Source organism: Demequina sediminis (genome assembly GCF_039545075.1).
GTDB lineage: Bacteria > Actinomycetota > Actinomycetes > Actinomycetales > Demequinaceae > Demequina > Demequina sediminis.
Genome location: NZ_BAABRR010000007.1, coordinates 1 through 23,960 on the forward strand (window position 1 = coordinate 1; position 23,960 = coordinate 23,960).

At 71.0% G+C, this 23,960-nt stretch carries 25 protein-coding genes; 18 read left to right on the forward strand and 7 right to left on the reverse strand.

Annotation, left to right across the window (positions count from 1 at the left end; translation table 11 throughout):
- Positions 1-153: 153 nt before the first annotated feature.
- Positions 154-1,011 carry an NmrA family NAD(P)-binding protein gene (locus ABEA62_RS07480; RefSeq protein WP_286215259.1) on the reverse strand — a complete coding sequence of 286 codons (858 nt, stop codon included), beginning with the start codon at positions 1,009-1,011 and terminating at the stop codon, positions 154-156.
- Positions 1,012-1,118: 107 nt separating this feature from the next.
- Here ABEA62_RS07480 and ABEA62_RS07485 point away from each other — a divergent pair, with 107 nt between their 5' ends.
- Genes ABEA62_RS07485 through thrB form a run of 4 tightly spaced genes read left to right on the forward strand, consistent with a single transcriptional unit; the run spans position 1,119 to position 4,874 of the window.
- Entirely contained in the window at positions 1,119-1,544 is a 426-nt protein-coding gene (locus ABEA62_RS07485) for a winged helix-turn-helix transcriptional regulator (RefSeq protein WP_286215265.1), read from the forward strand.
- A 34-nt stretch (positions 1,545-1,578) separates the two neighbouring features.
- The gene (locus ABEA62_RS07490; RefSeq protein ID WP_286215267.1) at positions 1,579-2,874 is read left to right on the forward strand and encodes a homoserine dehydrogenase; all 1,296 of its coding nucleotides are present in this window, start codon (positions 1,579-1,581) and stop codon (positions 2,872-2,874) included.
- A 2-nt stretch (positions 2,875-2,876) separates the two neighbouring features.
- Positions 2,877-3,932: a threonine synthase gene (gene thrC / locus ABEA62_RS07495; RefSeq protein WP_286215268.1), complete on the forward strand. Its 1,056-nt coding sequence runs from the start codon at positions 2,877-2,879 to the stop codon at positions 3,930-3,932.
- A gap of 9 nt (positions 3,933-3,941) precedes the next feature.
- The gene (thrB, locus tag ABEA62_RS07500) at positions 3,942-4,874 is read left to right on the forward strand and encodes a homoserine kinase (protein WP_345379416.1); all 933 of its coding nucleotides are present in this window, start codon (positions 3,942-3,944) and stop codon (positions 4,872-4,874) included.
- 185 nt (positions 4,875-5,059) lie between these two features.
- Here thrB and ABEA62_RS07505 read toward each other — a convergent pair whose 3' ends face one another.
- A complete protein-coding gene (locus ABEA62_RS07505) occupies positions 5,060-5,956 on the reverse strand; it encodes an endonuclease domain-containing protein (RefSeq protein WP_286215269.1) in 897 nt (298 codons plus the stop codon).
- Positions 5,957-6,203: 247 nt separating this feature from the next.
- Entirely contained in the window at positions 6,204-7,007 is an 804-nt protein-coding gene (locus tag ABEA62_RS07510; RefSeq protein ID WP_286215271.1) for a trimeric intracellular cation channel family protein, read from the reverse strand.
- A 35-nt stretch (positions 7,008-7,042) separates the two neighbouring features.
- Here ABEA62_RS07510 and ABEA62_RS07515 point away from each other — a divergent pair, with 35 nt between their 5' ends.
- The 5 genes from ABEA62_RS07515 to ABEA62_RS07535 all read left to right on the forward strand — a co-directional run bounded on the left by ABEA62_RS07515 (position 7,043) and on the right by ABEA62_RS07535 (position 13,666).
- Complete coding sequence (locus tag ABEA62_RS07515) at positions 7,043-7,648, forward strand: GNAT family N-acetyltransferase (RefSeq protein ID WP_286215273.1); 606 nt, start codon at positions 7,043-7,045, stop codon at positions 7,646-7,648.
- A gap of 92 nt (positions 7,649-7,740) precedes the next feature.
- Complete coding sequence (locus ABEA62_RS07520) at positions 7,741-9,291, forward strand: hypothetical protein (protein ID WP_286215275.1); 1,551 nt, start codon at positions 7,741-7,743, stop codon at positions 9,289-9,291.
- A gap of 98 nt (positions 9,292-9,389) precedes the next feature.
- Entirely contained in the window at positions 9,390-9,995 is a 606-nt protein-coding gene (locus ABEA62_RS07525; RefSeq protein WP_286215277.1) for a TetR/AcrR family transcriptional regulator, read from the forward strand.
- Between the two features lie 12 nt (positions 9,996-10,007).
- A complete protein-coding gene (locus ABEA62_RS07530) occupies positions 10,008-11,738 on the forward strand; it encodes an ABC transporter ATP-binding protein (RefSeq protein WP_286215279.1) in 1,731 nt (576 codons plus the stop codon).
- Complete coding sequence (locus ABEA62_RS07535; protein WP_286215281.1) at positions 11,735-13,666, forward strand: ABC transporter ATP-binding protein; 1,932 nt, start codon at positions 11,735-11,737, stop codon at positions 13,664-13,666. Before ABEA62_RS07530 ends, ABEA62_RS07535 begins: the two co-directional genes overlap by 4 nt.
- Here ABEA62_RS07535 and ABEA62_RS07540 read toward each other — a convergent pair.
- Genes ABEA62_RS07540 through ABEA62_RS07550 form a run of 3 tightly spaced genes read right to left on the reverse strand, consistent with a single transcriptional unit; the run spans position 13,615 to position 14,738 of the window.
- Positions 13,615-14,142, reverse strand: coding sequence for a GNAT family N-acetyltransferase (locus ABEA62_RS07540; RefSeq protein WP_345379422.1), 528 nt, complete (start codon positions 14,140-14,142; stop codon positions 13,615-13,617). The two genes, ABEA62_RS07535 and ABEA62_RS07540, sit on opposite strands and share 52 nt — an antisense overlap.
- A 57-nt stretch (positions 14,143-14,199) precedes the next feature.
- Positions 14,200-14,457: an SHOCT domain-containing protein gene (locus tag ABEA62_RS07545; protein WP_286215284.1), complete on the reverse strand. Its 258-nt coding sequence runs from the start codon at positions 14,455-14,457 to the stop codon at positions 14,200-14,202.
- A 53-nt stretch (positions 14,458-14,510) separates the two neighbouring features.
- A complete protein-coding gene (locus tag ABEA62_RS07550; RefSeq protein WP_286215285.1) occupies positions 14,511-14,738 on the reverse strand; it encodes a hypothetical protein in 228 nt (75 codons plus the stop codon).
- 281 nt (positions 14,739-15,019) lie between these two features.
- Between ABEA62_RS07550 and rho the strand changes: the two genes are divergently transcribed.
- Entirely contained in the window at positions 15,020-16,876 is a 1,857-nt protein-coding gene (gene rho, locus ABEA62_RS07555; RefSeq protein ID WP_425557996.1) for a transcription termination factor Rho, read from the forward strand.
- A gap of 111 nt (positions 16,877-16,987) precedes the next feature.
- Here the strand turns inward: rho and ABEA62_RS07560 are convergent, their stop codons facing one another.
- Positions 16,988-17,917, reverse strand: coding sequence for an endonuclease domain-containing protein (locus tag ABEA62_RS07560; protein WP_286215286.1), 930 nt, complete (start codon positions 17,915-17,917; stop codon positions 16,988-16,990).
- 337 nt (positions 17,918-18,254) lie between these two features.
- Between ABEA62_RS07560 and rpmE the strand changes: the two genes are divergently transcribed.
- The 8 genes from rpmE (at position 18,255) to ABEA62_RS07600 (ending at position 23,953) form a co-directional block, all read left to right on the forward strand.
- On the forward strand, positions 18,255-18,461 hold the full coding sequence (rpmE, locus tag ABEA62_RS07565) for a 50S ribosomal protein L31 (protein WP_286215288.1): 207 nt from the start codon (positions 18,255-18,257) through the stop codon (positions 18,459-18,461).
- A gap of 16 nt (positions 18,462-18,477) precedes the next feature.
- Positions 18,478-19,560 carry a peptide chain release factor 1 gene (gene prfA, locus ABEA62_RS07570; RefSeq protein WP_286215289.1) on the forward strand — a complete coding sequence of 361 codons (1,083 nt, stop codon included), beginning with the start codon at positions 18,478-18,480 and terminating at the stop codon, positions 19,558-19,560.
- 27 nt (positions 19,561-19,587) lie between these two features.
- The gene (gene prmC / locus ABEA62_RS07575) at positions 19,588-20,478 is read left to right on the forward strand and encodes a peptide chain release factor N(5)-glutamine methyltransferase (protein WP_345379427.1); all 891 of its coding nucleotides are present in this window, start codon (positions 19,588-19,590) and stop codon (positions 20,476-20,478) included.
- A gap of 15 nt (positions 20,479-20,493) precedes the next feature.
- Entirely contained in the window at positions 20,494-21,138 is a 645-nt protein-coding gene (locus ABEA62_RS07580; protein ID WP_286216788.1) for an L-threonylcarbamoyladenylate synthase, read from the forward strand.
- A complete protein-coding gene (locus ABEA62_RS07585) occupies positions 21,135-22,346 on the forward strand; it encodes an MraY family glycosyltransferase (protein WP_345379429.1) in 1,212 nt (403 codons plus the stop codon). The genes ABEA62_RS07580 and ABEA62_RS07585 overlap by 4 nt, the downstream gene beginning before the upstream one ends.
- Positions 22,343-22,750, forward strand: a complete 408-nt coding sequence (locus ABEA62_RS07590; protein ID WP_286215293.1) for a Cg1360 family ATP-synthase-associated protein — start codon at positions 22,343-22,345, stop codon at positions 22,748-22,750. Before ABEA62_RS07585 ends, ABEA62_RS07590 begins: the two co-directional genes overlap by 4 nt.
- A 189-nt stretch (positions 22,751-22,939) precedes the next feature.
- A complete protein-coding gene (gene atpB / locus ABEA62_RS07595) occupies positions 22,940-23,686 on the forward strand; it encodes a F0F1 ATP synthase subunit A (protein ID WP_286216790.1) in 747 nt (248 codons plus the stop codon).
- Positions 23,687-23,746: 60 nt separating this feature from the next.
- Entirely contained in the window at positions 23,747-23,953 is a 207-nt protein-coding gene (locus tag ABEA62_RS07600; protein ID WP_234989227.1) for an ATP synthase F0 subunit C, read from the forward strand.
- Positions 23,954-23,960 lie beyond the last annotated feature (7 nt).

Below are 23,960 nucleotides of genomic sequence, written 5' to 3' on the forward strand. Positions count from 1 at the left end.
GGGGGTGGCGAGGGTTGAGGCGCGGTTCGGGGGCCGCCGCCCCCCCCGCCGCTTCGTGGCGGGTGGGGGGGGGCGGGGGGGGGGGGGGGCCCCCCCCCCCCCCCCCCCCGCGACGGTCGATCGTGAGGCGGTGCCTCGCGCAGAGCCGCGCCCTTAGTGCGACTGAGCCGCCGCGACGGCCTCGGCGAGCGAGGTCGCGGGACGTCCGATGAGGCGCTCGAGGGCGTCGCTGTCGGTGTCCAGTTCACCCTTGGCGATCGACGCGTCGACCGCGGCCCAGAAGCCTGCGGTGCCCGCGTCCATGCCGACCTCCTGGAACGTGGCGGTGAGCTGCTCGACGCTCACGTCGGAGTGGGCGACGGGCGTGCCCGTCGCGGCCGCGACGGCCGCGGCAAGGTCGTCGAGGGTGAAGCGCGTGCCGGCCAGCTCGTACGTGCCTCCTGCGTCCTCGGCGAGCGCGGCCGCGGCGGCGGCCTCGGCGTAGTCCGCGCGGGAGGCGGCGGCGATGGTCGCCCCGGCGGTCGCGCCCAGCACCGTGCCGGTCGCGGCGTACGTCGGGATCTGGCCCGTGTAGTTCTCGAGGTACCAGGAATTGCGCAGGACCGTCGCGGGGATGGGGGAGGCGGCGAGGGCCTGCTCGGTCGCGGCGTGCTCGGGCGCGAGCGGGTTGGACGTGGCGTCGGCGCGCAGCAGGGATGTGTAGACGATGCGTCCGACGCCCGCGCGCTCGGCGGCGGCGATGACGGCGGCGTGCTGGGCGACGCGCTTACCCACCTCGGACGCGGACACGAGCACCAGGCGGTCCACGCCGGCGAGGGCGGCGTCGAGCGTGTCGGGCTGGTCGTAGTCGCCGTGGCGCACGTCGACTCCGCGCTCGGCGAGGTCGGCGGCCTTGGCGGTGGTGCGTGCGATCGCGACGATGCTCGACGGGGCGACCCCGCGCGCGATGAGCGAGTCGACCACGAGGTGGCCGAGCTGACCGCTGGCTCCGGTGACGGCGATGGTAGTCATGGCTGTTCCTTCCGAGAGGGTGACGCGGCGCACTGCGCACCGTTCGCCATGCACTAACTCTGAGTTAGCGCTGTGTATTCCCGAGCGAGGAGGCGTATCCTCGAGTCATGTCCTCCGCCGCCCCGCGACTCGAGCCGCCGGCCGGCCACGGCTCCGAGCCGGGTCCGTCGCCCGAGCTCGTCACGAGCGTCTTCGCGGCCGCGTGCACGTCGCGGGCAGTCTTCGAGGACGTCACGAGCAAGTGGGCGTCGCTGGTGCTGCTCGCGCTCGGCGAGAGCCCGCACCGGTTCGGCGAACTCCGTCGCCGCGTCGAGGGGGTGAGCGAGAAGATGCTCTCCCAGACGCTGCAGTCCCTCGAGCGTGACGGGCTGCTCGTGCGCGAGGTGCGCAGCGCGATTCCCCCGCACGTCGACTACTCGCTCACGGAGCTCGGCGCCGAGGCGGCCGCGCGGCTCCGCGCCCTCGCCGACCTCTTCGAGGGCTCGACCGCGCAGGTCGAACGCGCCCGGGCGTCCTATCGCCGCGTTCCCTGAGCCCCCGCATCGTCCCCTCCCCGCCGCCGCTAGAGTGGGTGCCGTGTCAGACCCCGCGAAGCCCGTGAGAATCGCCATCCTCGGCCCAGGAACCGTCGGCTCGGAGGTCGTGCGTCTCCTCTCCGAGCAGGGGCCCGACCTCGCCGCGCGCGTGGGCGCGCCGCTCGAGCTCGCCGGAGTGTACGTGCGCGACACGTCGAAGGACCGCGGGCCGCACCTGCCCGCCACGGTGCTGACGTCGGATGCGTCGGCGCTCGTGGCCGGGGCCGACGTCGTGGTCGAGCTCATGGGCGGCATCGAGCCCGCGCGCACGCTGATCCTCGAGGCGATCGCTGGCGGAGCCTCGGTCGTGACCGCGAACAAGGCGCTGCTCGCCGCGCACGGGCCCGAGCTCTACGAGGCGGCCGACGCGGCGAACGTCGACCTCTATTTCGAGGCCGCCGTCGCGGGTGCGATTCCGCTGGTGCGACCCGTGCGCGAGTCGCTCGCGGGCGACCACATCACGCGCATCCTCGGGATCGTCAACGGCACCACGAACTACATCCTCGACGAGATGACGCGGCGCGGGCTGTCGTACGACGTCGCGCTCAAGCAGGCGCAGGAGCTGGGCTACGCGGAGGCGGATCCCACCGCGGACGTCGAGGGGCACGATGCCGCGGCCAAGGCCGCGATCCTCGCCTCTCTCGCGTTCCACCAGCGGGTGGCGCTCGAGGACGTCTACTGCGAGGGCATCTCCGCGATCACCGCGGAGGACGTCATCGCGGCGCGCGAGACCGACCAGGTCATCAAGCTGCTCGCCATCGCCGAGCGGACGCCCGAGGGAGTGGCCGTGCGCGTGCACCCCGCGCTGGTGCCGTCCGACCACCCGCTCGCGGGGGTCCACGGCGCATTCAACGCCGTCTTCATCGAGGCCGAGTCCGCGGGCGGCCTCATGTTCTACGGACAGGGAGCGGGAGGGACGCCCACGGCATCGGCCGTCCTGGGCGACCTGGTCTCCGTGGCGCGCCACCGCGCGAACGGGGGCAAGGGTCCGCGCGAGTCCCACTACGCGGTGCACGACGTCCTGCCGATCGAGGCGGCCCTCACGCGGTACTGCGTGCGCATGGCGGTCGAGGACCGCCCCGGCGTGCTCTCCGCGGTGGCCGAGGTGTTCGCGCAGCACGGCGTGGGCATCGAGATCGTGAGGCAGGTGCCGGGCCAGACGCATGCCGGGCTGATCCTGTCGACCTACGCGGCGCCCGAGCGCGACCTGCGGGCGACGGTCGAGGGGCTGCGCCGCAGCGACGCGGTGGCCGCGGTGAAGTCCGTCCTGAGGATCGAGGGGGAGTAGCGGTGGCACACGTGTGGCGCGGGATCATCAACGAGTACCTGGACCGGCTGCCGTTCACGGCCGAGGACAGGATCGTCACGCTCGGCGAGGGCGGCACGCCGCTGGTGCACGCGCCGTCGATCTCCGCCGAGGTCGGGGCCGAGGTCTTCGTCAAGGTCGAGGGCATGAACCCGACCGGGTCCTTCAAGGATCGTGGCATGACCTCCGCGATCACGCAGGTGGTGAAGGACGGCGACCACACCGTGGTGTGCGCCTCGACGGGCAACACGTCCGCCTCCGCGGCCGCGTACGCCGCTCACGCGGGGCTGCGCTGCGTCGTGATGATCCCCCAGGGCAAGATCGCGGCGGGCAAGATGGCGCAGGCGATCGTGCACGGCGCCGAACTGGTGCAGGTCGACGGCAACTTCGACGAGTGCCTCGAGATCGTGCGCTCACTGTCCGAGGACTACCCGATCGCGCTGGTCAACTCGGTCAACCCGTACCGCCTGCAGGGCCAGAAGACCGCGGCCTTCGAGATCGTCGACCAGCTGGGTGACGCCCCCGACATCCACATGCTCCCCGTGGGCAACGCGGGCAACATCTCCGCGTACTGGATGGGCTTCCGCGAGGCGCTCTCGCACGGCGCGACGCGCACCCCTCGCGTGTGGGGCGTACAGGCCGCCGGCGCGGCGCCGTTCGTGGCCGGCCACCCCATCAAGGACCCCGAGACCGTGGCGACCGCGATCCGCATCGGCAAGCCGGCGTCGTGGGACCTCGCGGTCGCGGCGCGCGACGAGTCGGGCGGCTGGATCCGCGCCGTCTCGGACGCGCAGATCCTTCACGCTCAGGCTCGACTGGCTGACGAGGTCGGCGTGTTCGTCGAGCCCGCCTCCGCCGCGCCCATCGCGGGCCTACTCGCGGCCGCCGCGTTGGGAGAGGTCCCGCGCGGCGCGACCATCACGTGCACCGTGACCGGCAACGGACTCAAGGACACCGCGACCGCGCTCGCGGGCCGCGAGGTCGAGCCCACCGTCATCCCCGTTGACGTCGAGGCCGCCGCGGCGGCGCTCGGGCTGTAGGCCGGCGCCATGGCCATGAGGCTCGCCGCCGACCACGTCAAGGTCTCCGTTCCCGCGACCGCGGGCAACCTGGGGCCGGGCTTCGACGCGCTCGGCATGGCGCTGGGTGTCGCGGACGAGGTCGAGGTGCGTGCGCTCGCGTCCTCCGAGGTGACCATCGAGATCGAGGGCGAGGGCGAGTCGACGCTCGCGCGCGACGAGTCCCACCTCGTGGTGCAGGCGCTGCGCGCGGCGCTCGACCACGTCGGCGCGTCCCAGACCGGCCTCCACATGAGGGCGATCAACCGCATTCCCCATGGCCGTGGCCTCGGTTCCTCGGCGGCGGCCGTCGTCGCGGGCATCGTCGCCGCGCGCGCCCTCATCGCTGAACCCGACGCCCTGTCTCTCGAGGAGACCCTGGTGCTCGCCAACGCGTTCGAGGGTCACCCCGACAACGCGGCGCCGGCTATCTACGGCGGCGCGACCGTCGCATGGAAGGACGCGGAGGGCGTGCACGCGCGCCCGCTGCAGCTCGCCGACGAGATCGAGACTGCGGTGCTCATCCCGTCCTCGGTGTTGCCGACCAAGGAGGCGCGCGCGGTGCTGCCCGCGAAGGTTCCTCACGTGGATGCCGCGTTCAACGTGGCCCGTGCCGCGCTGCTGGTCAACGCGCTCGCGGGGCGTCCCGAGGACCTGCTCGCCGCGACTGACGACCGACTCCACCAGGGTTACCGCGCGGACGTGCTGGGACCGGCCACGTCGATGCTGCGCGCGCTGCGCGACCGCGGCCTCGCCGCCGTGGTGTCGGGTGCGGGGCCGTCGGTGCTGGTGCTGGGCGCGGACCTGGCGGCCGCCGGCCTCGAGTCGGGCGTTCCCGCCTGGGCCGAGGGCGTGGGCGGCGAGTCGTGGCGCTGTGTCCACACGATCGAGCGGGTGCCCGGCGCGATGGGCGTGCGGCTGTAGTTTCGCGGATCCGCGCCGTCACCTCCCGTCCCGCCTCACCCCGCCTCCCCGTTCCACCCCGCCCCCATTACGGCGCATCCTCCGCCTCACCGCCCCGTTCCGTCCCGCTTCACCTCCCCGCTCCACCTCCGCTTGGCGCATAGGATCTTGTGAATCTTGGGGCGAAAAGGGCCCACGTGCATCGTCTAGTGCGATCGCGTCCGCAGGACGGCCCTCACCGTGCGCCGGCACCATCCCGGCGTCTCCATCACGCGGCGGTACGACAGCCGCACCGTGAGGATCCCGATGGTCGCCAGGTCCGCATCGCGTTCGAGGTCCCGCTCACGATCCTCGCCAGCGGCGTGGAACTCGCCGCCGTCCAGCTCGACCGCGGTCTGGGTAGCGGGGTCGTACATGTCGAGGTGGTACGTGTGCTGGCGCGCCCGCACGCTGTGCTGGCGGATGAAGTGCGCGAACTCGCGACCCGAGAACGTTGACGTGAGCGCCTCGAACTCCAGGTAACTGTGGGCGCCCGCATCGAAGGCGTCGAGGACCCGGTGCAATCCCGAGCGATCCCGCACGCGGTACGTGTCCGTGAGCAGCAGCCTGATGGAGTCGGTGGAGACCACGCGGCGGCGCAACGCCTCGATGATGGTGCCCGTGGGGTGTCCGGGTCGGCCCCGCACCCATTCGTGAAGGGCGGCTCGTGCCGGATCCGTGACCGGAACATCTCCCCAGGTCCCCGCGATGGGCACCTCCGTGACAGGGGCGAAGGTCATGAGCCACTCGCGGGTGGCGAGGCGATGCCCGCGCGGAAGTGCGATGAGCGCGTGGTCGGGCGGGCGGCGAAGTCCGTTCCATGCGAAGAGTGCGGCGGCCCCGGTCAGCACGCCCGCGCCCGACGCGGTGGCGGCGTGCGCACGCGTCACCAACGACCACGCGTGCGGAGTCGACGCGAAGCGCCCCGGCAGGACCGCGACCACCTCCTGCGCGGCGATCGCGGCACGCACGTGGTGAGGGGTGGTCATCGCGACCATTTCCGCCCATGAATAGGTGCGCGGGCTGCGGTGGAGTTCGGCGGGGAGGTGCGTGCGAGGTGTCATGAGAACTTGCATAGCGCCGAGGCGCTGCCGGTCGCGCCGCCCCGGGCGAATCTGTGGATGAGATCGCACTACGTGATGCGCGAGAGCTCTTTTGGGCCGTGAAATCGCAAGATTCTATGCGCGAGGCGGTGGGGGTGGGGAGGGATGCGGTCGTGGGGGTGGGGAGGGATGCGGTCGTGGGGGTGGGGAGGGACGCGGTCGTGGGGGTGGTGTGCGGCGGGAGGGGCGCACCACGACCCGCCCTAGGTCAGGCGTGACCCGTGGGGCCCGGCGGCGCGTCGAGGTCCGCGCCCTCTTCCGTCGTGCGGGCTCGCGCTCGCTTGTCGCGCAGACGCATCGCCTTCTCCTCGAGCCGAGCGGCGCGCAGCGCGGCCTTCGCTGCCCGCTTGGCCTCGGTCTCCATGCGGGCGGCACGGAGGTCATAGGCATGCTTGCGCGGCTGGGGAACCTCGAGGTGGAACAGCGGCCCGGTGAGCCGCACCACGAACGTCGCGGCCACCGCAAGCGCGGTCGTGACCACGGGCTGCGTTCCGGTGTAGACCAGCGCGTACACGAGAGCGCCCGCCATCCCCGCGACCGCGTTGGGCGGCCCCGCGTACATGATCGACGACGGCCTGGCCTGGAGCAGATCCGTGAGGATCAGCCCGCCCACGGCCCCGATGGTCCCGATCACGACCGTCGGGAGCCGCCCCAGCCCCGCGATGAGCGCGGCATTGGCGCCCACGCACGCGAATAGGCCGATGATCAGCGTGTCGAGCCACCACAGGAAGCGGCCCAGCTTCTTGAGGTAGTAGAGGAACAGCATGCCCAGTCCCGCGGCCGCTGCGGCGGCGACCAGGTAGAGCGGCTCGCGGAACGCGGCCGGCGGCAGATTTCCCAGGAGCACGTCGCGGATGATCCCGCCCCCGAATCCCATCGCCGCGGCGAGAGTGAGCACCCCCATGAGGTCCGTGTGGTCGTCCTCGCCGGCGCGAATGGTGCCGCCGAGCGCGCCAACGAACACCGCGAGCAGGTTGACGAACAGGGGGATTTCGAGGACTTCCGGACGCACCTCACCAGCGTAGGTGACGGTCCTACACTCGGCGTATGCCGTCCGTCCCGGCCGAGCCGACCGTCCGCCCCGCGCAGCGGCGGGACCACGGCGCGATCCCGCGCATCTGCCTGCTCACGGGCGCCCGGGGCGACGACGCCTCGGGCGTCTTTGGCGACGACACTGTGCTCGCTGACGTCTACGCCACGCCCTATCTCCATGGCCCCGGCGGCTTCGCGCTCGTGTGGGACGTGGGCGGCGGCACCCGAGGCTACGTGCTCGGCACGTCGGACACCGCGGCCTTCCAGGAGTGGTTCGTCCGTTCATGGTGGCCCGAGCGGGCGGGCGGGCATCCCCGTCGCACCGCGTCCGACGACTGGCTCCTCGCCGCCGCCGCGGACCCCCGACGCATGCTGAGCCCGCTGCTCGCCTCCTACCCTGCCCACCTCCACATCGACCTGCTACCCGACCAGCAGGGCCGCGGCGCCGGCCGCGCACTCATCGAGGCCGCGTGCGCGCTGCTCGGGTCGCTCGGAGTGAGCGGCGTGCATCTGGTCGCCGAGCGCGCCAACGCGTGCGCGCAGTCGTTCTACCCCCGCGTGGGATTCGTGCCAGCGAGTGAGGACGATGCCACGGTGACGTTCGCGCGCCGCCTCACCTAGCGGCGGCGGGTTATCCACAGATTCGGGCGATCGCCCTCGCGTGGTCGCGCCTCGGACTAGCGTCCGGAGGCAGGTCGACACGAGGGGGAGCCATGGCGGTGACACCGGGATGGTGCGGGGCGGTCGCGGGGACGATGCTGGTGCTCGCCGGGTGCACCGCGGCGGGCGGGGGCGGGGCAGGGGAGGGCGACGCCTCGGCGAGCGCGACCGCGGGGCCGGGTCGCGGCCCCGCCAAGGTCGCCCAGGAGCGCAGCGAGCGGCCCTACGATCTCGCGGGCGCGATGCTCGACCGGCTCGAGCCGCTGTGGACCTCGTACGGCGAGTTCGGCGGCCCGGTCGCGATCCACGACGGCACGGTGGTGGCCGTCGACCACCTGGGCGATCCGGACGTCCTCAAGGGGATTGACCTGGAGACGGGGGAGGTGCGGTGGAGGCGGGCCTCGAGCAGGGGAGCGCTGGTGGGGGCGCGTGAGCGAGACCTCACGTCGTTCGAGACCTCCGAGGGGGACACCGTTGTCCTCAACGTGGGTCCCGCGGAACGCGAGTCCGCCGACGGTGGCTCGGGCCACACGGGTGCGATCCTCGATCCCGCGACGGGCACGATACTCGCGGAACTGCCCCGCGCCTGGATGAGCCAGTCCTGGGTCTGTCCAGGAGCCGGAGGACTCTGCTTGGGGGTCTCGACGGACCTCACCCGCACGTGGAGCACCGTGAGGATCGATCCGGCGACGCTCGCCGCCGAGCCCTTCGACGAGTCCGGGATTCATGACGGCGTGGCCGAGGCGCGAGTCCTCGCGGGTGGGGTTCAGGCCGAGATCGCGGATGATGGCGCGGAGGCGCTTGTGAGGAGGGGCGACGACGGGCGGGTGCTGTGGCGACTCCCGGTGGATGACCTCGAGCCTGGCGGCTCGGTGCTCGGCTCCCTCGCGGCCGCGACCGTGAGAGAGGATCCCACCGGCGACGTGCTTCACCTCAGTACGAGCCTGGGAGTCGACCCCGACGCCACGGAGCGGGTGGAGGTGCGGGACTTCACCGCTCTCAGCCTCGACCTCGCGACGGGCGAGGTGCTCGCGCGGCGCGACGGCCGGCTGTGGTGTCACGCCGAGGTGTTGTGCTCGGGCGATCTCGCGCTCGTGGCCGAGCGCGGCGGTGAATGGGTCCAGGATCCGGGCGACCTGGTGATCGCGGGAGCCGGTGCGCGCGCGTCGGACCTCGCGTGGGAGGCGGAGCTGCCCGACGCGGTCCTGCACTCGCGCGAGGGTGGCCACGGGTACGCCTCGCCACCGGGGACCCTCCTGGCCGAGTCGGCGGGCGTGGTCGGGGCGATCAACCTCGAGACTGGCGCCTTCACGGCCCTGGGCGAGGGCACGGTCGCGTGTACCCAGGTGCGCTGGAGTGCCGATGCCGAGTACGCGTCGCTGTCGGGGGATCGCGAACCGGTGAGGTCGGGGCTCATGGCGCGGCCCTGCCGCGGCGCTACGGCGGGCGGCTCCGCGGCGGGGAGCGCCGACGCGGGAGACGCGGTGTGGTCGCGGGCGGCCATCGAGGGTGCCGCGACGGTCGGGGAGGTCGACGGGCGGCGGATCGGTGTCGTCGTGGAGGAGGGGCAGCTCGCCGCGTACGACTTGACCGAGCACGACTAACGACCGCCGCGCGGCCGCGACCCGACCGGGGGCGGCGCGCCGCGCATCGTCCCCACGCGACTTGCGGAGTGAGTCCTCACTCACTTAGCCTGATGCGCATGACCACCAAGGCCCGCCGGGCCGCCCCGATGTCGCCAGACGACCGCCGCGCGTCGATTCTCGACGCGGCGATTCCGCTCATCCTCGAGCGCGGCGCGGACGTCACGACGCGAGAGATCGCGGACGCGGCAGGCATCGCCGAGGGCACGGTCTTCCGCGCGTTCCCCGACAAGAACGCGCTCATCGATGGCGCGGTCGAGCGCGTCATGGATCCGGCGGACACCCTCGCGATGCTGGGTGCGATCGACCCCGCCCAGCCGCTCGAGGTGAAGATCGAGCAGATCGTGATGCTGCTCCACAGCCGCGTGGGGAGCGTCGTGAGATTCATGACCGCGCTCGGGCCTCGCGAGCACGCGCGCGCGAAGGCCGCGGATCACCACGGCCACCGTCATCCGCCCCTGGGCGAGGCCACCGACGTGGTCGTGCGCCTCCTCGAGCCCGACCGCGAGCGGCTGCGCGTGAGCGTCCCCGCCGCGGTCGACTACCTACGCATCCTCGTGTTCGGCACGTCGATGCCATTCCTTGCCACCGGTGCAGGCTCGGACCCGTCCGCGCTCGCCGACTTCATCCTGCACGGCGTCGCCCACGACGCCTCCGACGCCTAGAAGGGGGCCGCGATGCTCTGGAAGCTGCTGGTCTCGTCCGTGAGGCCGTACTGGAACCTGCTCCTCGGAGTGGTGGTCTTCCAGTTCGCTCAATCGATGGTCAACCTCTACCTGCCGACCCTGAACGCCGACATCATCGACAACGGCGTCGCGGTCGGCGACACGGGTTACATCTGGAGGATCGGCGGTCTCATGCTGATCCTGTCCTTCGTGGGCATCGCGTGCACCATCGCGGCGGTCTACTTTGGCGCGAAGATCGCGATGCGCGTCGGGCGTGACCTGCGCGGCGACATCTTCGAACGCGTGTCGACCTTCTCGGAGGCCGAGGTCCAGCGGTTCGGCGCACCCTCGCTCATCACGCGCTCGACCAACGACGTCCAGCAGGTCCAGATGCTCGTGCTCATGACGTCGACGCTGCTGATCTCCGCGCCGTTCACGGCGATCGGCGGCGTGGTGCTCGCGCTGCAGCAGGACGTGCAGCTGTCGTGGATCATGGCGGTCGCGATCCCGCTGCTGCTGATCATCGTGTCGCTCATCGTGTGGCGCATGGTGCCTCACTTCCGGCGCATGCAGACCCGCATCGACGGCATCAACCGCGTCCTGCGCGAGCAGCTCACCGGCATCCGCGTCGTGAGGGCCTTCGTGCGCGAGGGCGTTGAGCGCGAGCGCTTCGCGGACGCTAACGCGCTCGTCACGGAGTCGGCGATCAAGGCGGGCCGCCTCATGGCCTCGATGTTCCCGCTGGTCCTGCTCGTGGTGAACCTCGGCTCTGTCGCGGTGATGTGGTTCGGCGCGGAGCGCATCGCGGCGGGCGAGATGCAGGTGGGCGCGCTCACCGCGTTCTTCGCGTACCTCATCCAGATCCTGTTCTCGGTGCTCATGGCGACGTTCCTGTTCGTGCTCGTGCCGCGCGCCGCCGTTGCGGCGGATCGCATCACCGACGTCCTCTCGACGTCGAGCACGGTCGTGGAGGCCGATGCCGGGGTCCAGGTCCCGGGCACGGGCGAGGTGGTCTTCGAGAACGTGACCTTCACGTACCCCGGCGCCGAGCAGCCGGTCCTCGCGGACATCTCGTTCACCGCGCGGCGGGGCACGACCACGGCAATTATCGGCTCGACCGGCGCGGGCAAGAGCACGCTCGTGAGCCTCATCCCACGCCTGTACGACGCGTCGTCGGGCACCGTGCGCGTGGGAGGCGTCGACGTGCGCGACGCCGACCTCGAGTCGTTGTGGGGCCGCGTCGGGCTCGTCCCGCAGCGGCCGTACCTCTTCGCGGGCACCGTCGCCTCGACGTTGAGGTTCGGGCGCGAGGATGCCACGGACCAGGAGCTCTGGGACGCGCTCGCGATCGCCCAGGGCGAGGACTTCGTGCGCGCGATGCCCGAGGGTCTTGAGTCCGAGGTCGCCCAGGGCGGCACCACCGTGTCGGGTGGGCAGCGTCAGCGCCTCTCGATCGCCCGGGCGCTCGTGCGCAGGCCGGACATCCTCATCTTCGACGACTCGTTCAGCGCGCTCGACACGGCGACCGACGCGCGCCTGCGCGCGGCCCTTGCGCGCGAGGTGACCGACGCGACCCTGATCGTCGTCGCCCAGCGCGTCTCGAGCATCGTCGATGCCGACCAGATCCTGGTAATGGAGGACGGGCGCATCGTCGACCGCGGCACCCACGCCGAGCTCCTCGAGACCTCGCCCACGTATCAGGAGATCGTCAGTACCCAGCTTCGAGCGGAGGAGGCGGTATGAGCGCGACCACTCAGGGCCGCGGCGGCGCCACGCCCCGCCCACCCCAGCGGGCCCACGGCCCCATGGGCCCGGGCATCGGCGCTCCCGTCGAGAAGCCCAGCAACTTCGGTCCATCGGCGGCGCGCCTGGCCCGCCTGCTCGGCCCCGAGCGATGGCTCGTGATCGCCGTCATCGTACTCGGAGCCGGCTCCGTCGCGCTGTCCGTCGTGGGGCCCAAGATCCTGGGCAACGCCACCACCGTGATCTTCGAGGGCTTCATCTCGGGCACCGGAATCGACTTCGACAGCCTCCACAGGATCCTGTGGTGGGTGGTCGTGATCTACGTGGCGTCCGCCATCCTGGGGCTCGTTCAGGGGCTCGTGCTCAACGGCGTGACGCAGCGGACCGTGTACCGGCTGCGCGCGCGCGTCGAGGACAAGATCCACCGGCTCCCGCTCAGCTACTTCGACCGCCATCAGCGCGGCGACCTGCTGAGCCGCGTCACCAACGACATCGACAACATCTCGCAGACCCTGCAGCAGACGCTCAGTCAGTTGTTCACCTCGGTGCTCACGGTGATCGGCATCGTGGGCATGATGCTGTGGATCTCGCCGCTGCTCGCAGGGATCGCCATCCTGTCGATCCCGCTCACGCTCGTGATCGTCGCGCAGGTCGCGAAGCGGTCGCAGCCGCGGTTCGTGGCGCAGTGGCGGCACACGGGAGAGCTCAACTCGATCATCGAGGAGGGCTACACCGGGCACGCGCTCGTCAAGGTGTTCGGGCGCAGGCGGCGCGCGCAGGAGGAGTTCGCGCGCAAGAACGAGGAGCTCTACGAGGCGAGCTTCGGGGCCCAGTTCATCTCGGGCATCATCATGCCGTCGACGATGTTCGTGGGGAACCTGGTCTACGTCGCGATCGCGGTCGTAGGCGGGCTGCGGGTCGCGAGCGGCACCATGACGCTCGGCGACGTGCAGGCCTTCATCCAATACTCGCGGCAGTTCCAGCAGCCGCTCAGCCAGCTCGGCTCGATGGCCAACCTCGTGCAGTCCGGCGTGGCCTCGGCCGAGCGCGTGTTCGAGCTCCTCGACTCCGAGGAGCAGGGCGCCGATCCCGTGCCGGCGCAGTCTCCCGAGGGCGACCACGGTCGACTGGTCTTCGAGGACGTGTCCTTCCGCTACGTGGCAGACAAGCCGCTCATCGACGATCTTTCGCTCACGGTCGAGCCCGGGCGCACGGTCGCGATCGTGGGGCCGACCGGTGCGGGCAAGACCACCCTGGTCAACCTCATCCTGCGCTTCTACGAGCTCGACGGGGGACGCATCACGCTCGACGGCACGGATATCGCCGCGATGACTCGCGACGACCTCCGCGCGCGGACCGGCATGGTGTTGCAGGACACGTGGCTGTTCGGCGGGACCATCCGCGACAACATCGCCTACGGGCGCACCGGTGCGACGGAGGAGGAGATCCTCGAGGCGGCCAGGGCCGCATACGTCGATAGGTTCGTGCACTCGCTGCCCGACGGCTACGACACCGTGCTCGACGACGATGCCACCAATCTCTCCGCGGGAGAGCGTCAGCTGGTGACGATCGCGCGCGCCTTCGTGGCGAAGCCGCAGGTGCTGATCCTCGACGAGGCGACGAGCTCGGTCGACACGCGCACCGAGCTCTTGGTGCAGCATGCGATGGCGAAGCTGCGCAAGGACCGCACGGCGTTCGTGATCGCGCATCGGCTGTCCACGATCCGCGATGCGGACCTCATCCTGGTGATGGAGCACGGGGCGATCGTCGAGCAGGGCACGCACCGCGAGCTGCTCGCGGCGGGCGGCGCCTACGCGCGGCTCTATGAGGCGCAGTTTGCGGCGCCGATCGACGAGGCCGAGCCGCTGGTGGATCCTCAGGCGGCGGAGGGACCCCGCGAGACCTCGGCGAAGCCGAGCCGGTCGTAGAGTCGCCGCGCGTCGGCGTTGTCCTCGTCGACGGTGAGGCTCACCTGCGTCTCACCCACCGCCGCGACGGCGCGCGCCGTCGCGGCGAGCAGGCCGCTCGCGACACCGCGGCCCCGGTGATCCGGCAGCGTGAGGCAGTTCAGCACATACGGGTGGTCGGGGGCGTCCTCGCGCGCGAGGCGGAGCACCGTGGTGACCCCGCCCAGGATTTCGCCGTCCTCGCTCAGCGCGGCGGGCGAGGCGACCTGCATGTAGGGACCCCACTCGCCCCTGAAGATCTCCTGCGTGACCGCCACCGTGGCGTCCCAATCGCGGTGCAGCCCGCGGCGGGGGTAGCTCTCGAACGCCGCGTTCGCGAGCCACGGGATGTCCTCCGACGTGATCGCTCGGATGGTCGGCCACGGCTGCGCGGCGTCCAGGATGTCGCGGACCTTCGCGGTCATGACGATGCGGGTGAAGGGGGAGTTCTCAGCCATTCTCGGACCGTAGCATCGGGCGCTCACCCGTGGGCGAGCGCCAGCGGCGGGGCGGTGTCAGGACAGCAACGTGGCCTTCGCGGCGGCGAACTCGGCCTCGGTGAGGATTCCGGCGGCGTGCATCTGCGCGAGCTGGGTGAGCTGGGCCATGAGGTCGTCGCCCGCCGGCGCGACCGGCGCGACCGGGGCCGCCGCCTGAGGTGCCGCCTGCGACTGCTGACCCTGCGCATCGGCCTCCCACCGCGCGTGCTGTCCCCGCGCGACGTTCCCGCTCACCGCCTGAGCGGTGCCCGAGATGACCGCCGTCCGCGCCATCGTCCCTATCAATCCTGGCCGGCCCGCTCTGCGCATGATCGCCCCTCCCTCTGCTATGCCTCGGCGCGCACGGCGTCGAGGGCGGTGACCGCGTCGTCGTCGGTGAGCTCCTCAAGTTCCTCGATCTCCACCTCATCGGGACCGTTCCTGCGCACCACGATCGCGTTCACGATCGAGATGGTGCCGGACTCGACCAACCGTTCCAGCTCCGGGAGGATCGAGCCGTCGAAGCGGCCATGCGCGAATCCGAGGGTGACGATCTCGATGGGTCTCTGCGTCATGGTGAGCCTCCGTGGCGGAGCGCGGCGGGCCCTTCTCGGAGGCGAGGCCCGCTGGGCCTCCAGGGCAACAGGAGGGCCCGACGCCTCCGGAATCCGGCTCGATTGTGCGGCCTGGCCTGCGGTGATAGCCTTAACCCGCTTCCTCCGGATGGCACTCACGCCCCGGACGAACGCAATCCACGTTGCAGGCGTCTGCCGATGATGTCTCCCGTCAGCCGTACCCACGTGGACGATCTCGCACTTCTGGAGCCACAGGGGCTCGTGCGAGGAAAGGAAAGTACGTGACAGACACGACCGTGGCAGTCGATCAGGGCGCCACCCTCTCCGCCATGAAGCTCGCCCAGTTGCAGGCGCTCGCCGCCGAGCTCGGGGTTTCGGGCACCGCCCGCATGCGTAAGGCGGACCTCATCGAGGCCATCCGCAACGGCGGCGTGGTCAAGGCCAAGGAGCCTCGCGCCACCAAGAACACGAAGGCTGCAGCGACCGAGGCCGAGGCGCCCGCGAAGGCCCCCGCCGAGCGCCCCGCGCGCCGTCAGGGCAGCCGTCGCGCCGAGGCTCCCCAGTCCGCGCCCCAGTCGACCGCCGAGCACGACTCCGACGAGCGTGCTCGCCGCGCCAAGGAGGCCGTCGCCCTCGCCGGTCAGCCCGTCGAGCCCGCGCGCGACCAGGCCGCCGAGGACCCCGAGTCCCGCGCCCGCCGCGCCAAGGAGGCGATCGAGCTCGACCTGCCTCGAGGCGACCGCCCGCAGCGCGGAGCGCAGCAGGGCGAGGACGGCGGCGAGCGCCGCCAGCAGCGCCAGCAGCGCACGCCTCAGCAGGGCGACGCGCAGCAGCAGCGCGCGCCCCAGCAGGGCGACGCGCAGCAGGACCTGGACGATGATGACCGCAGCGGGCGCCGTCGCCGCGGCCGTGGGCGCGGTCGCAACCGTGGCCGCGAGCGCGACGTGCTCGACATCCCCCAGCAGTTCGATGAGGACGATGCCCGTGACGACGAGGAGCTGACCCCCGTCGGCGGCATCGTCGACATCCTCGACAACTACGCCTTCATCCGCACGACCGGCTACCTTCCCGGGAAGTCCGACGTGTACGTGTCGATGAACCAGATCAAGAAGTACGGCCTGCGCAAGGGCGACGCGATCACCGGCACCGTGCGCCCGCCCCGACCGGGCGAGCGCGGACAGCGTCAGAAGTTCAACGCCCTCGCCGGCGTCGACAAGGTGAACGGCATCGCCCCCGAGGAGGCGCGCACCCGCCCGTCGTTCGGCGACCTCACGCCGCTGTACCCGCAGCAGCGTCTCCACCTGGAGACCGAGCCGCGCAACATGACCAACCGCGTGATCGACCTGGTCGCACCCATCGGCAAGGGCCAGCGCGGCCTCATCGTGTCGCCTCCCAAGGCGGGCAAGACGCTCGTGTTGCAGTCGATCGCCAACGCGATCGTCACCAACAACCCCGAGGTTCACCTCATGGTCGTGCTCGTCGACGAGCGCCCCGAGGAGGTCACGGACATGCAGCGCACGGTCAAGGGTGAGGTCATCGCCTCGACCTTCGATCGTCCGGCCGACGACCACACCACGGTCGCCGAGCTCGCGATCGAGCGTGCGAAGCGTCTGGTCGAGATGGGTCACGACGTGGTCGTGCTGCTCGACTCGATCACCCGCCTGGGCCGCGCGTACAACATCTCCGCGCCGGCCTCGGGCCGCATCCTCTCCGGCGGAGTCGACTCGTCGGCGCTGTACCCGCCCAAGCGCTTCTTCGGCGCCGCGCGCAACATCGAGAACGGCGGCTCGCTCACGATCCTCGCGACCGCGCTGGTCGAGACCGGCTCGAAGGCGGACGAGGTCATCTTCGAGGAGTTCAAGGGCACGGGCAACATGGAGCTCAAGCTCTCGCGCACGCTCGCGGACCGCCGCATCTTCCCGGCCGTCGACGTCAACGCGTCGGGCACGCGCCGCGAGGAGATCCTCATGAGCCCCGAGGAGCTCAAGGTCATGTGGAAGCTGCGTCGCGTGCTCACCGCGCTCGAGCAGCAGCAGGCCATCGAGCTGCTCCTGGGCAAGCTCAAGGAGAACAAGACCAACGCCGAGTTCCTCATGCAGGTCGCGAAGACCACGCCGGGGACCGACGAGGAGAAGTAGCGCCGCCGCTGCGCGGACTCCCGCGATGCGCCCCGTGAGGTGCTCAGTGCCCGATTCGTTCGATTTCGGGCACTGAGCACCTCACGGGGCGCTCTGCTATCCGCGGGCGCCTCACGAGCTGCGGATGCCGAGCCGCCCCGCCACCGTGGTGAGCACCCGCTCGCGGCACCACTCTGGTCTGAGGGCGATGTCGTTCCACCCGAAACCCAGCACGGCGTACCCGGCGGCCACGAGGTCCGTCCGGCGTTCCCGATCCGCATCGCGCGCGGCGCGGGTCGAGTGGTAGCGGTCGCCGTCGAGCTCGACCGCGACCTTGGTGCGCCGATGCAGCATGTCGGGTGTGGCGTTGCGCGTCGGCAGCGCCAGGGTCTGCTGCCACTCGAAGTCGCGGAAGCGCGCGTCGACGAAGGTCTCGTGCTTGGCCCGCACCTCGAGCGGGGTGGTCGCGCCCTCCGCGAACCAGCCGAGCACCCGCTCGAGATCTCGACGGCCCGCGACACGTGGAGTGCGCTCGAGTTCGCGGGCAAGCTCGCGCCACGTGCACACCCGTTCCCAGAGCGCCTCCCACAGAATTGTCCGACGCGCGGAGGGCGGCGAGTACCGCCACGCGTCGAGCAGCGCCCGAGCTATCGGGACGCTCCTCAGACCGCCCGCGCGGGTGGTCCACCGCGGGGGACCGGTCTGGTGCAGTCGAGCCCAGGGCGGCGCGTTGAGGCGCTGACCGTGCGGTACGACGAAGTCCAGGCGATCGGGTTTCGGCAGCGACCGCGCGTACAGATGCAGCGCGCATGCTCCGGTCACCGCGCCGCGCGGCTGCCACAGCGTGAGCGCCTCGGCGCGGACGGTCGGGTCGCCCGCGTGAGCCGTGCCGCAGTAGACGCCCGCCAAGAGCCGAGTGAGACCTCCCTCGCCGAGGCCCCTGTCGAGCTGGCGGCGCGACCAGTGACCCACGAGCTCGGCCCGCGTGTACGCGTGGGCGCTCGTGCCCAGGAAGTCGGAGATCGACATCCGGGACGATGCCGGGTCGGGCAAGGGTCGCATGCGGCCAGGCAACCCCGATCTGGGTGAAGACGCAGCCGCCTGTCCGGATCTGTGGAGAACCGCCGCGCCCTGCGAGGTGCTGAGTGCCCGAATCGGGTCCGAACGGTCACTCAGCACCTCGCGACGCGCGATGGGGGAGTGATGTCCCGGGCGGGTGCGGCGGGGTGGGCACAATGGGGGCGGGCGCGACGGAGCAGAGTCGCGGAGAGGGAACGATGCCCTGTCCAGGACGCGCGTCGCGTCGCCCTTGACAGCCGTGGCAGAATAGAACGCTGGCCAGCCGGTTCACCGAGCGCGAGGTACGCGTGCGGACCCGGCGGCACCTCTAAGGGAGATCATGAAGAAGGACATCCACCCCGAGTACGTGGCCACCACTGTCACGTGCACCTGCGGCAACACGTTTGAGACCAAGTCCACCGTGACGTCCGGCGCGATCAGCGTCGAGGTCTGCTCGGCCTGCCACCCGTTCTACACCGGCAAGCAGAAGATCATGGACACCGGTGGTCGCGTGGCGCGCTTCGAGCGCCGCTACGGCAACAAGTAGTCACCCGCCCGACGACGTGGCCGAGGCCTTCGCCGCCGTCCAGCCGATGCTGGACGAGTACACCGACATCGAGCGTCAGCTCGCCGACCCCTCCGTGCATGCGGACGGGGCGCGAGCGCGCACGCTCGGGCGTCGGTTCGCGGAGCTCGGCCGCGTCGTCGCGGCACATCGTGCCTGGCAGGCCGCGAGCGACGACCTCGACGCGGCCCGCGAGATGGCGGAGGTCGACCCCGAGATGGCGGCCGAGGTGCCTGCCCTCGAGGAGGCCGTCGAGGCCGAGACCGAGCGGCTGCGCCGCATCCTCATCCCTCGCGATCCCGATGACGCACGCGACGTGATCCTCGAGATCAAGTCCGGCGAGGGCGGCGAGGAGTCCGCGCTGTTCGCGGGCGACCTGCTCAAGATGTACCTGCGTTTCGCGGAGACGAAGGGCTGGAAGGCCGAGGTCCTCGAGGCGGTGCACACCGACATGGGCGGATACAAGGACGTCTCCGTCGCGATCAAGTCGCGTGGGGCGGTCGAGCCGGAAAACGGCGTCTGGGCCCAGCTCAAGTACGAGGGCGGCGTGCACCGCGTGCAGCGCGTGCCCGCGACCGAGTCGCAGGGCAGGATTCACACCTCCGCCGCGGGCGTGCTGGTCTACCCGGAGGTCGAGGAGGTCTCCGAGGTCGAGATCGACATGAACGACGTCCGCGTGGACGTCTATCGCTCATCCGGCCCTGGCGGCCAGTCGGTCAACACGACAGACTCGGCGGTGCGCCTCACGCACCTGCCGACCGGAATCGTCGTGAGCTGCCAGAACGAGAAGAGCCAGCTGCAGAACAAGGAGTCGGCGCTGCGCATCCTGCGCGCCCGACTCCTCGCCGCGCAGAAGGAGGCCGCGGACGCCGAGGCGCAGGACATGCGAAAGTCGCAGATCCGCACCGTCGACCGCTCGGAGCGCATCCGCACCTACAACTTCCCCGAGAACCGCATCGCGGATCACCGCACGGGGTACAAGTCCTACAACCTCGACCAGGTGCTCGGCGGCGACCTGCAGCCGGTCATTCAGTCTGCGATCGACGCGGACGAGGCTGCCCGCCTCGACTCCGCGGAGTAAGGCGCCGAGGAGAGCGGGAGACCCATCGTGCCCACCGTCGGCGCGCGTCTGCGCGACACCACTCGCCGCCTCGAGGAGGCGGGCGTTCCCTCACCCCAGCACGACGCGATCGTGCTCATCGCCCACACACTAGGACTCCAGCCGTCGTACATCCGCACCGCGGCCGCGCGCGACGACGAATGGCCCCCCGGCGCGGACCTCGACCTCCTCGAGGCGCGTGTCACGCGTCGCGTCGAGCGTGAGCCGCTCCAGCACATCACAGGCAAGGCCTACTTCCGCTCGCTCGAGCTTCAGGTGGGCCCCGGCGTGTTCGTCCCGCGCCCCGAGACCGAGGTCGTGGCGGGCGTGGCGATCGCCGCCGCGCGCGCTGCGCTCGAGCTACGCGGCGAGGTGCGCGTGACCGACCTGTGCGCCGGCTCGGGGGCGATCGGCATCTCCGTGGCGACCGAGATCCCCGAGGCCGAGGTCGCGATGGTCGAGGCGAGCGAAGAGGCGCTCGTCTACCTGCGCCTCAACGCCCGCTATCAGCCCACCGACGTCCGCAGGCGACTGCGGACCGTCTATGGGGACGCCCGCAACTGCCTGCGTCAGTTCGACGCGTGTGCGGATGTGGTGGTGTCGAATCCGCCGTACGTGCCGACCGACGCCGTGCCCCGTGACCCCGAGGTCGCGCGCCACGACCCGCCGCAGGCCCTCTACGGGCTCGGCGAGGACGGCCTCGACGTCCCGCGCGCGATCCTCGACGAGGCACAGCGGCTGCTGCGCGTGGGCGGGGTCGTGGTGATGGAGCACGGCGACGACCAGGGCGCCGCGATGCGCGCGTACGCCGAGTCGTCGGAGTGGTGGGGCGACGTCCGCACGCTCACGGATCTCACCGGTCGCGACCGCATGCTCGTGGCGACCCGCGTCGGGGTCTGACAGACTGGCGCCGTGATTCTCGACTGTCGCGACCCCGAAACCTGGGGCCCGTCGCTCGACGCCGCCGTCGACGCCGTCGCCCGCGGCGCGGTGATCGTGCTTCCCACCGACACCGTGTACGGGGTCGGGGCCGATGCCTTTCAGCCTCCCGCCGTCGCCGCGCTCCTCGCGGCGAAGGGCCGCGGCAGGCAGATGCCACCGCCCGTGCTGATCCCGAGCGTGAGGACCGTCGACGGGCTCGCGCGCGACGTTCCCGACGCCGCCCGCACGCTCATGGAATCCTGCTGGCCCGGCGCGCTCACGGTGATCGTGCACGCCCAGCCCTCGCTCGCGTGGGACCTGGGGGAGACCGGCGGCACCGTGGCGTTGCGCGTGCCCGATCATCCCTCCGCCCTCGCCCTGCTGAGCCGCACGGGGCCGCTCGCCGTCACCAGCGCGAACCGCACCGGCGAGCCCGCCGCCACGACGGCGCTCGAGGCGCACGAGCAGCTCGGTGACGCCGTCGCGGTGTACCTCGACGCAGGTGACAGCCCACTCGGCGTCGCCTCGACCATCGTCGATGCCACGGGCCCTCGCCTGCGCATCGTCCGCCAGGGCGGGGTGTCTCGCGAGACCCTGGCGTCCCTCGTGGGGGAAGCCCTCGAGGGTGCCGACGGGTGAAGGTCTATCTCACCCTGATGGCGATCGCGGCGCTCGTCGCGTACGTCGCCACTCCCGCGATGCGCCACCTGGCGTTCCGCGTGGGCGCGATCACGGCGGTGCGCGAGCGCGACGTCCACACCACCCCCATCCCGAGGCTCGGCGGCATCGCGATCTTCCTCGGACTCGCCGTCGCGGGGGTGGTGGCCTCGGCCGTCCCGTTCCTCGATCCCGTGTTCGCCGCGGGTCGCGAGCCCTGGGCCGTGCTCGGTGCGGCGGCGATCGTGTGTGCGCTGGGCATGGCCGATGACATCTGGGACCTCGACTGGATGGCCAAGCTCGGAGGCCAGTTCCTCGCGGGGCTCGTGCTCGCGTGGGGAGGCGTGCAGCTGGTCACCGTCCCGATCGCCGGAGTGACGATCGGCAGCTCGTATGTCTCGCTCATCGCGACGGTGTTTGTCGTGGTCATCGCGATGAACGCCGTCAACTTCGTCGACGGCCTGGACGGACTCGCGGCGGGCATGATCGCGATCGGCGGCCTCGCGTTCTTCACGTACACGTATCTGCTCGCGAGGTCGGCGTCGCCGGGCGACTACTCGTCCCTCGCGACCATCGTGGTCGCGCTGCTCGTGGGCGCGTGCCTGGGCTTCCTGCCGCACAACGTGCACCCCGCGCGCATCTTCATGGGCGACTCCGGCTCGATGGTGCTGGGCCTCATGCTCGCGGCGGCGGCGATCATCGTCACGGGTCAGATCGACCCCGCGGTGATCTCGGAGCGAGAGCGCATCCCCGCCTTCATTCCGATCATGCTGCCGATCATGGTGCTCGCGGTCCCGCTCATCGACATGACGGCCGCCGTGATCCGTCGCGCGGCGAGGGGGGAGTCGCCCTTCTCGCCCGACAAGCACCACCTCCATCACCTGTTGCTGCGCCGCGGGCACTCGCACCGCTGGGCGGTGACCGTCCTGTACCTGTGGACCGCCGTGCTGTCCTTCGGGACGGTCTCCGTGGTCTTCCTGCCGCCGTGGCTGTCGGCGGTCGCGATCGTGCTCGGCATCGCGGGAGCCGCGGCCGTGACGCTGTCCCCGCGCTTCGCGCGGTTCTTCTCGCGCCAGTGGCGGCGTGCCGGTCACGCCGTGTTCGCGCTTCAACGGGCGACCCCCGAGGGCAGGAGCGTCCGTGAGGACGATGCCGTGGGCACCCCGACGACGTCCAAGGAGGACGCATGACCCCCGAGGCAGAGGTTTATCGGCGCGCGATGCGCACCACGGTGATCGCGCTCGTCGCGCTCGCGGCGGTGGCCGCGGGCGTGGGTTGGCTGGTGGTGGGTAGCGCCGGCCTGATCGCCGGCGTCGCTGGCGCGGCCGTGGCCGCGCTGGGCGCCATCCCCACCCAGGTCGCGATGCTCGTCTCGCACCGCCAATCGCCCCAGGCGATGGCGGGAATCGTGCTGTTCTCGTGGCTGGGCAAGATGGTGCTCGTGGTGATCGCGCTCGTGGTCCTCGCGGGCATCGACGGCTTCCACAGGCCCATGTTCGGAATCACCGTGGTGGTGGGCCTGATCCTGTCGCTCGGCATCGACATGATGAGCCTGCGCCGGTCGCGCGTGCCGTATGTCGATCCGGGTACTTAGTCCCGGATTCCATAGGTTAGGCTGTCCACCAGTCGCGGGGCGGGGCATCGTCCTGCCCCCCAGCAGATCACAGGAGCTTTCGTGACCAACCTACTGGCAGCGGCCGTCGGCGCAGAGGCCGAGGGCTCGGGCGAGTCTCAGAACTTCTTCCAGTGGCTCTTCAGCTCCGACGGCTTCCACGCGCCGACGATCGGTGAGTTCTTCCCCGAGGCGCTGCTGTGGGAGGGCACCCTCTTCGAGTTCAACCGCATCACGCTGGTTCGCGTGATCGCCGCGGTCGCGCTCATCGTGGTGTTCTGGGTGGTGGCCGCCCGCGCGCGTGTCGTGCCCGGCCGCTTCCAGTCGTTCATCGAGTACGCCCTTGACTTCGTGCGCGTGCAGATCGCCGAGGAGGTGATCGGCAAGGACAAGGCTCGCCCCTACGTCGCGTTCCTCACGACGCTGTTCCTCGCGATCGTCTTCTTCAACATCACCGGCGTGATCCCGTTCCTCAACATCGCGGGAACGTCCGTGATCGGGCTGCCGATCATCATGGCGCTGTGGGTCTACGTGATGTACCTGGGCGTCGGCATCAAGAAGCACGGGCTCGGCGGCTACCTCAAGACGTCGCTGTTCCCCGCGGGCGTGCCGTGGCCGATCTACATCCTGCTCACGCCGATCGAGTTCCTGCAGGTCTTCTTCCTGCGCCCGTTCACTCTCGCGCTGCGACTCACCGCGAACATGATCGCGGGTCACCTGCTGCTCGTCGTCGCCTTCGCCGGCACCCAGTACCTCTTCTTCGAGGCCTCGGGCGCGATCAAGGCCGCGGGTGCGCTGACGTTCCTGGGCGGCTTCGCGTTCACGCTGTTCGAGGTCTTCGTCGCGCTGCTGCAGGCCTACGTCTTCACCATGCTTTCGGCGGTCTATCTCAACATGGCCCTCGAAGAGGAGCACTAACCACTACTCCTGCGGAGGCACGGGCCTCCCGCAGTACCTACGGAAGGAAATATCGTGGAACTGGACATCGCAGGCCTCGCCACCATCGGATACGGCCTCGCCACGCTCGGCCCCGGCATCGGTCTGGGCATCCTGATCGGCAAGACCGTCGAGGGCATGGCGCGCCAGCCCGAGGTTGCCGGCCAGCTGCGCACCACCATGTTCATCGGTGTCGCGTTCGTCGAGGTGCTCGCGCTCCTGGGCTTCGTCGCCGGCTTCGTCTTCTAAACGCGGC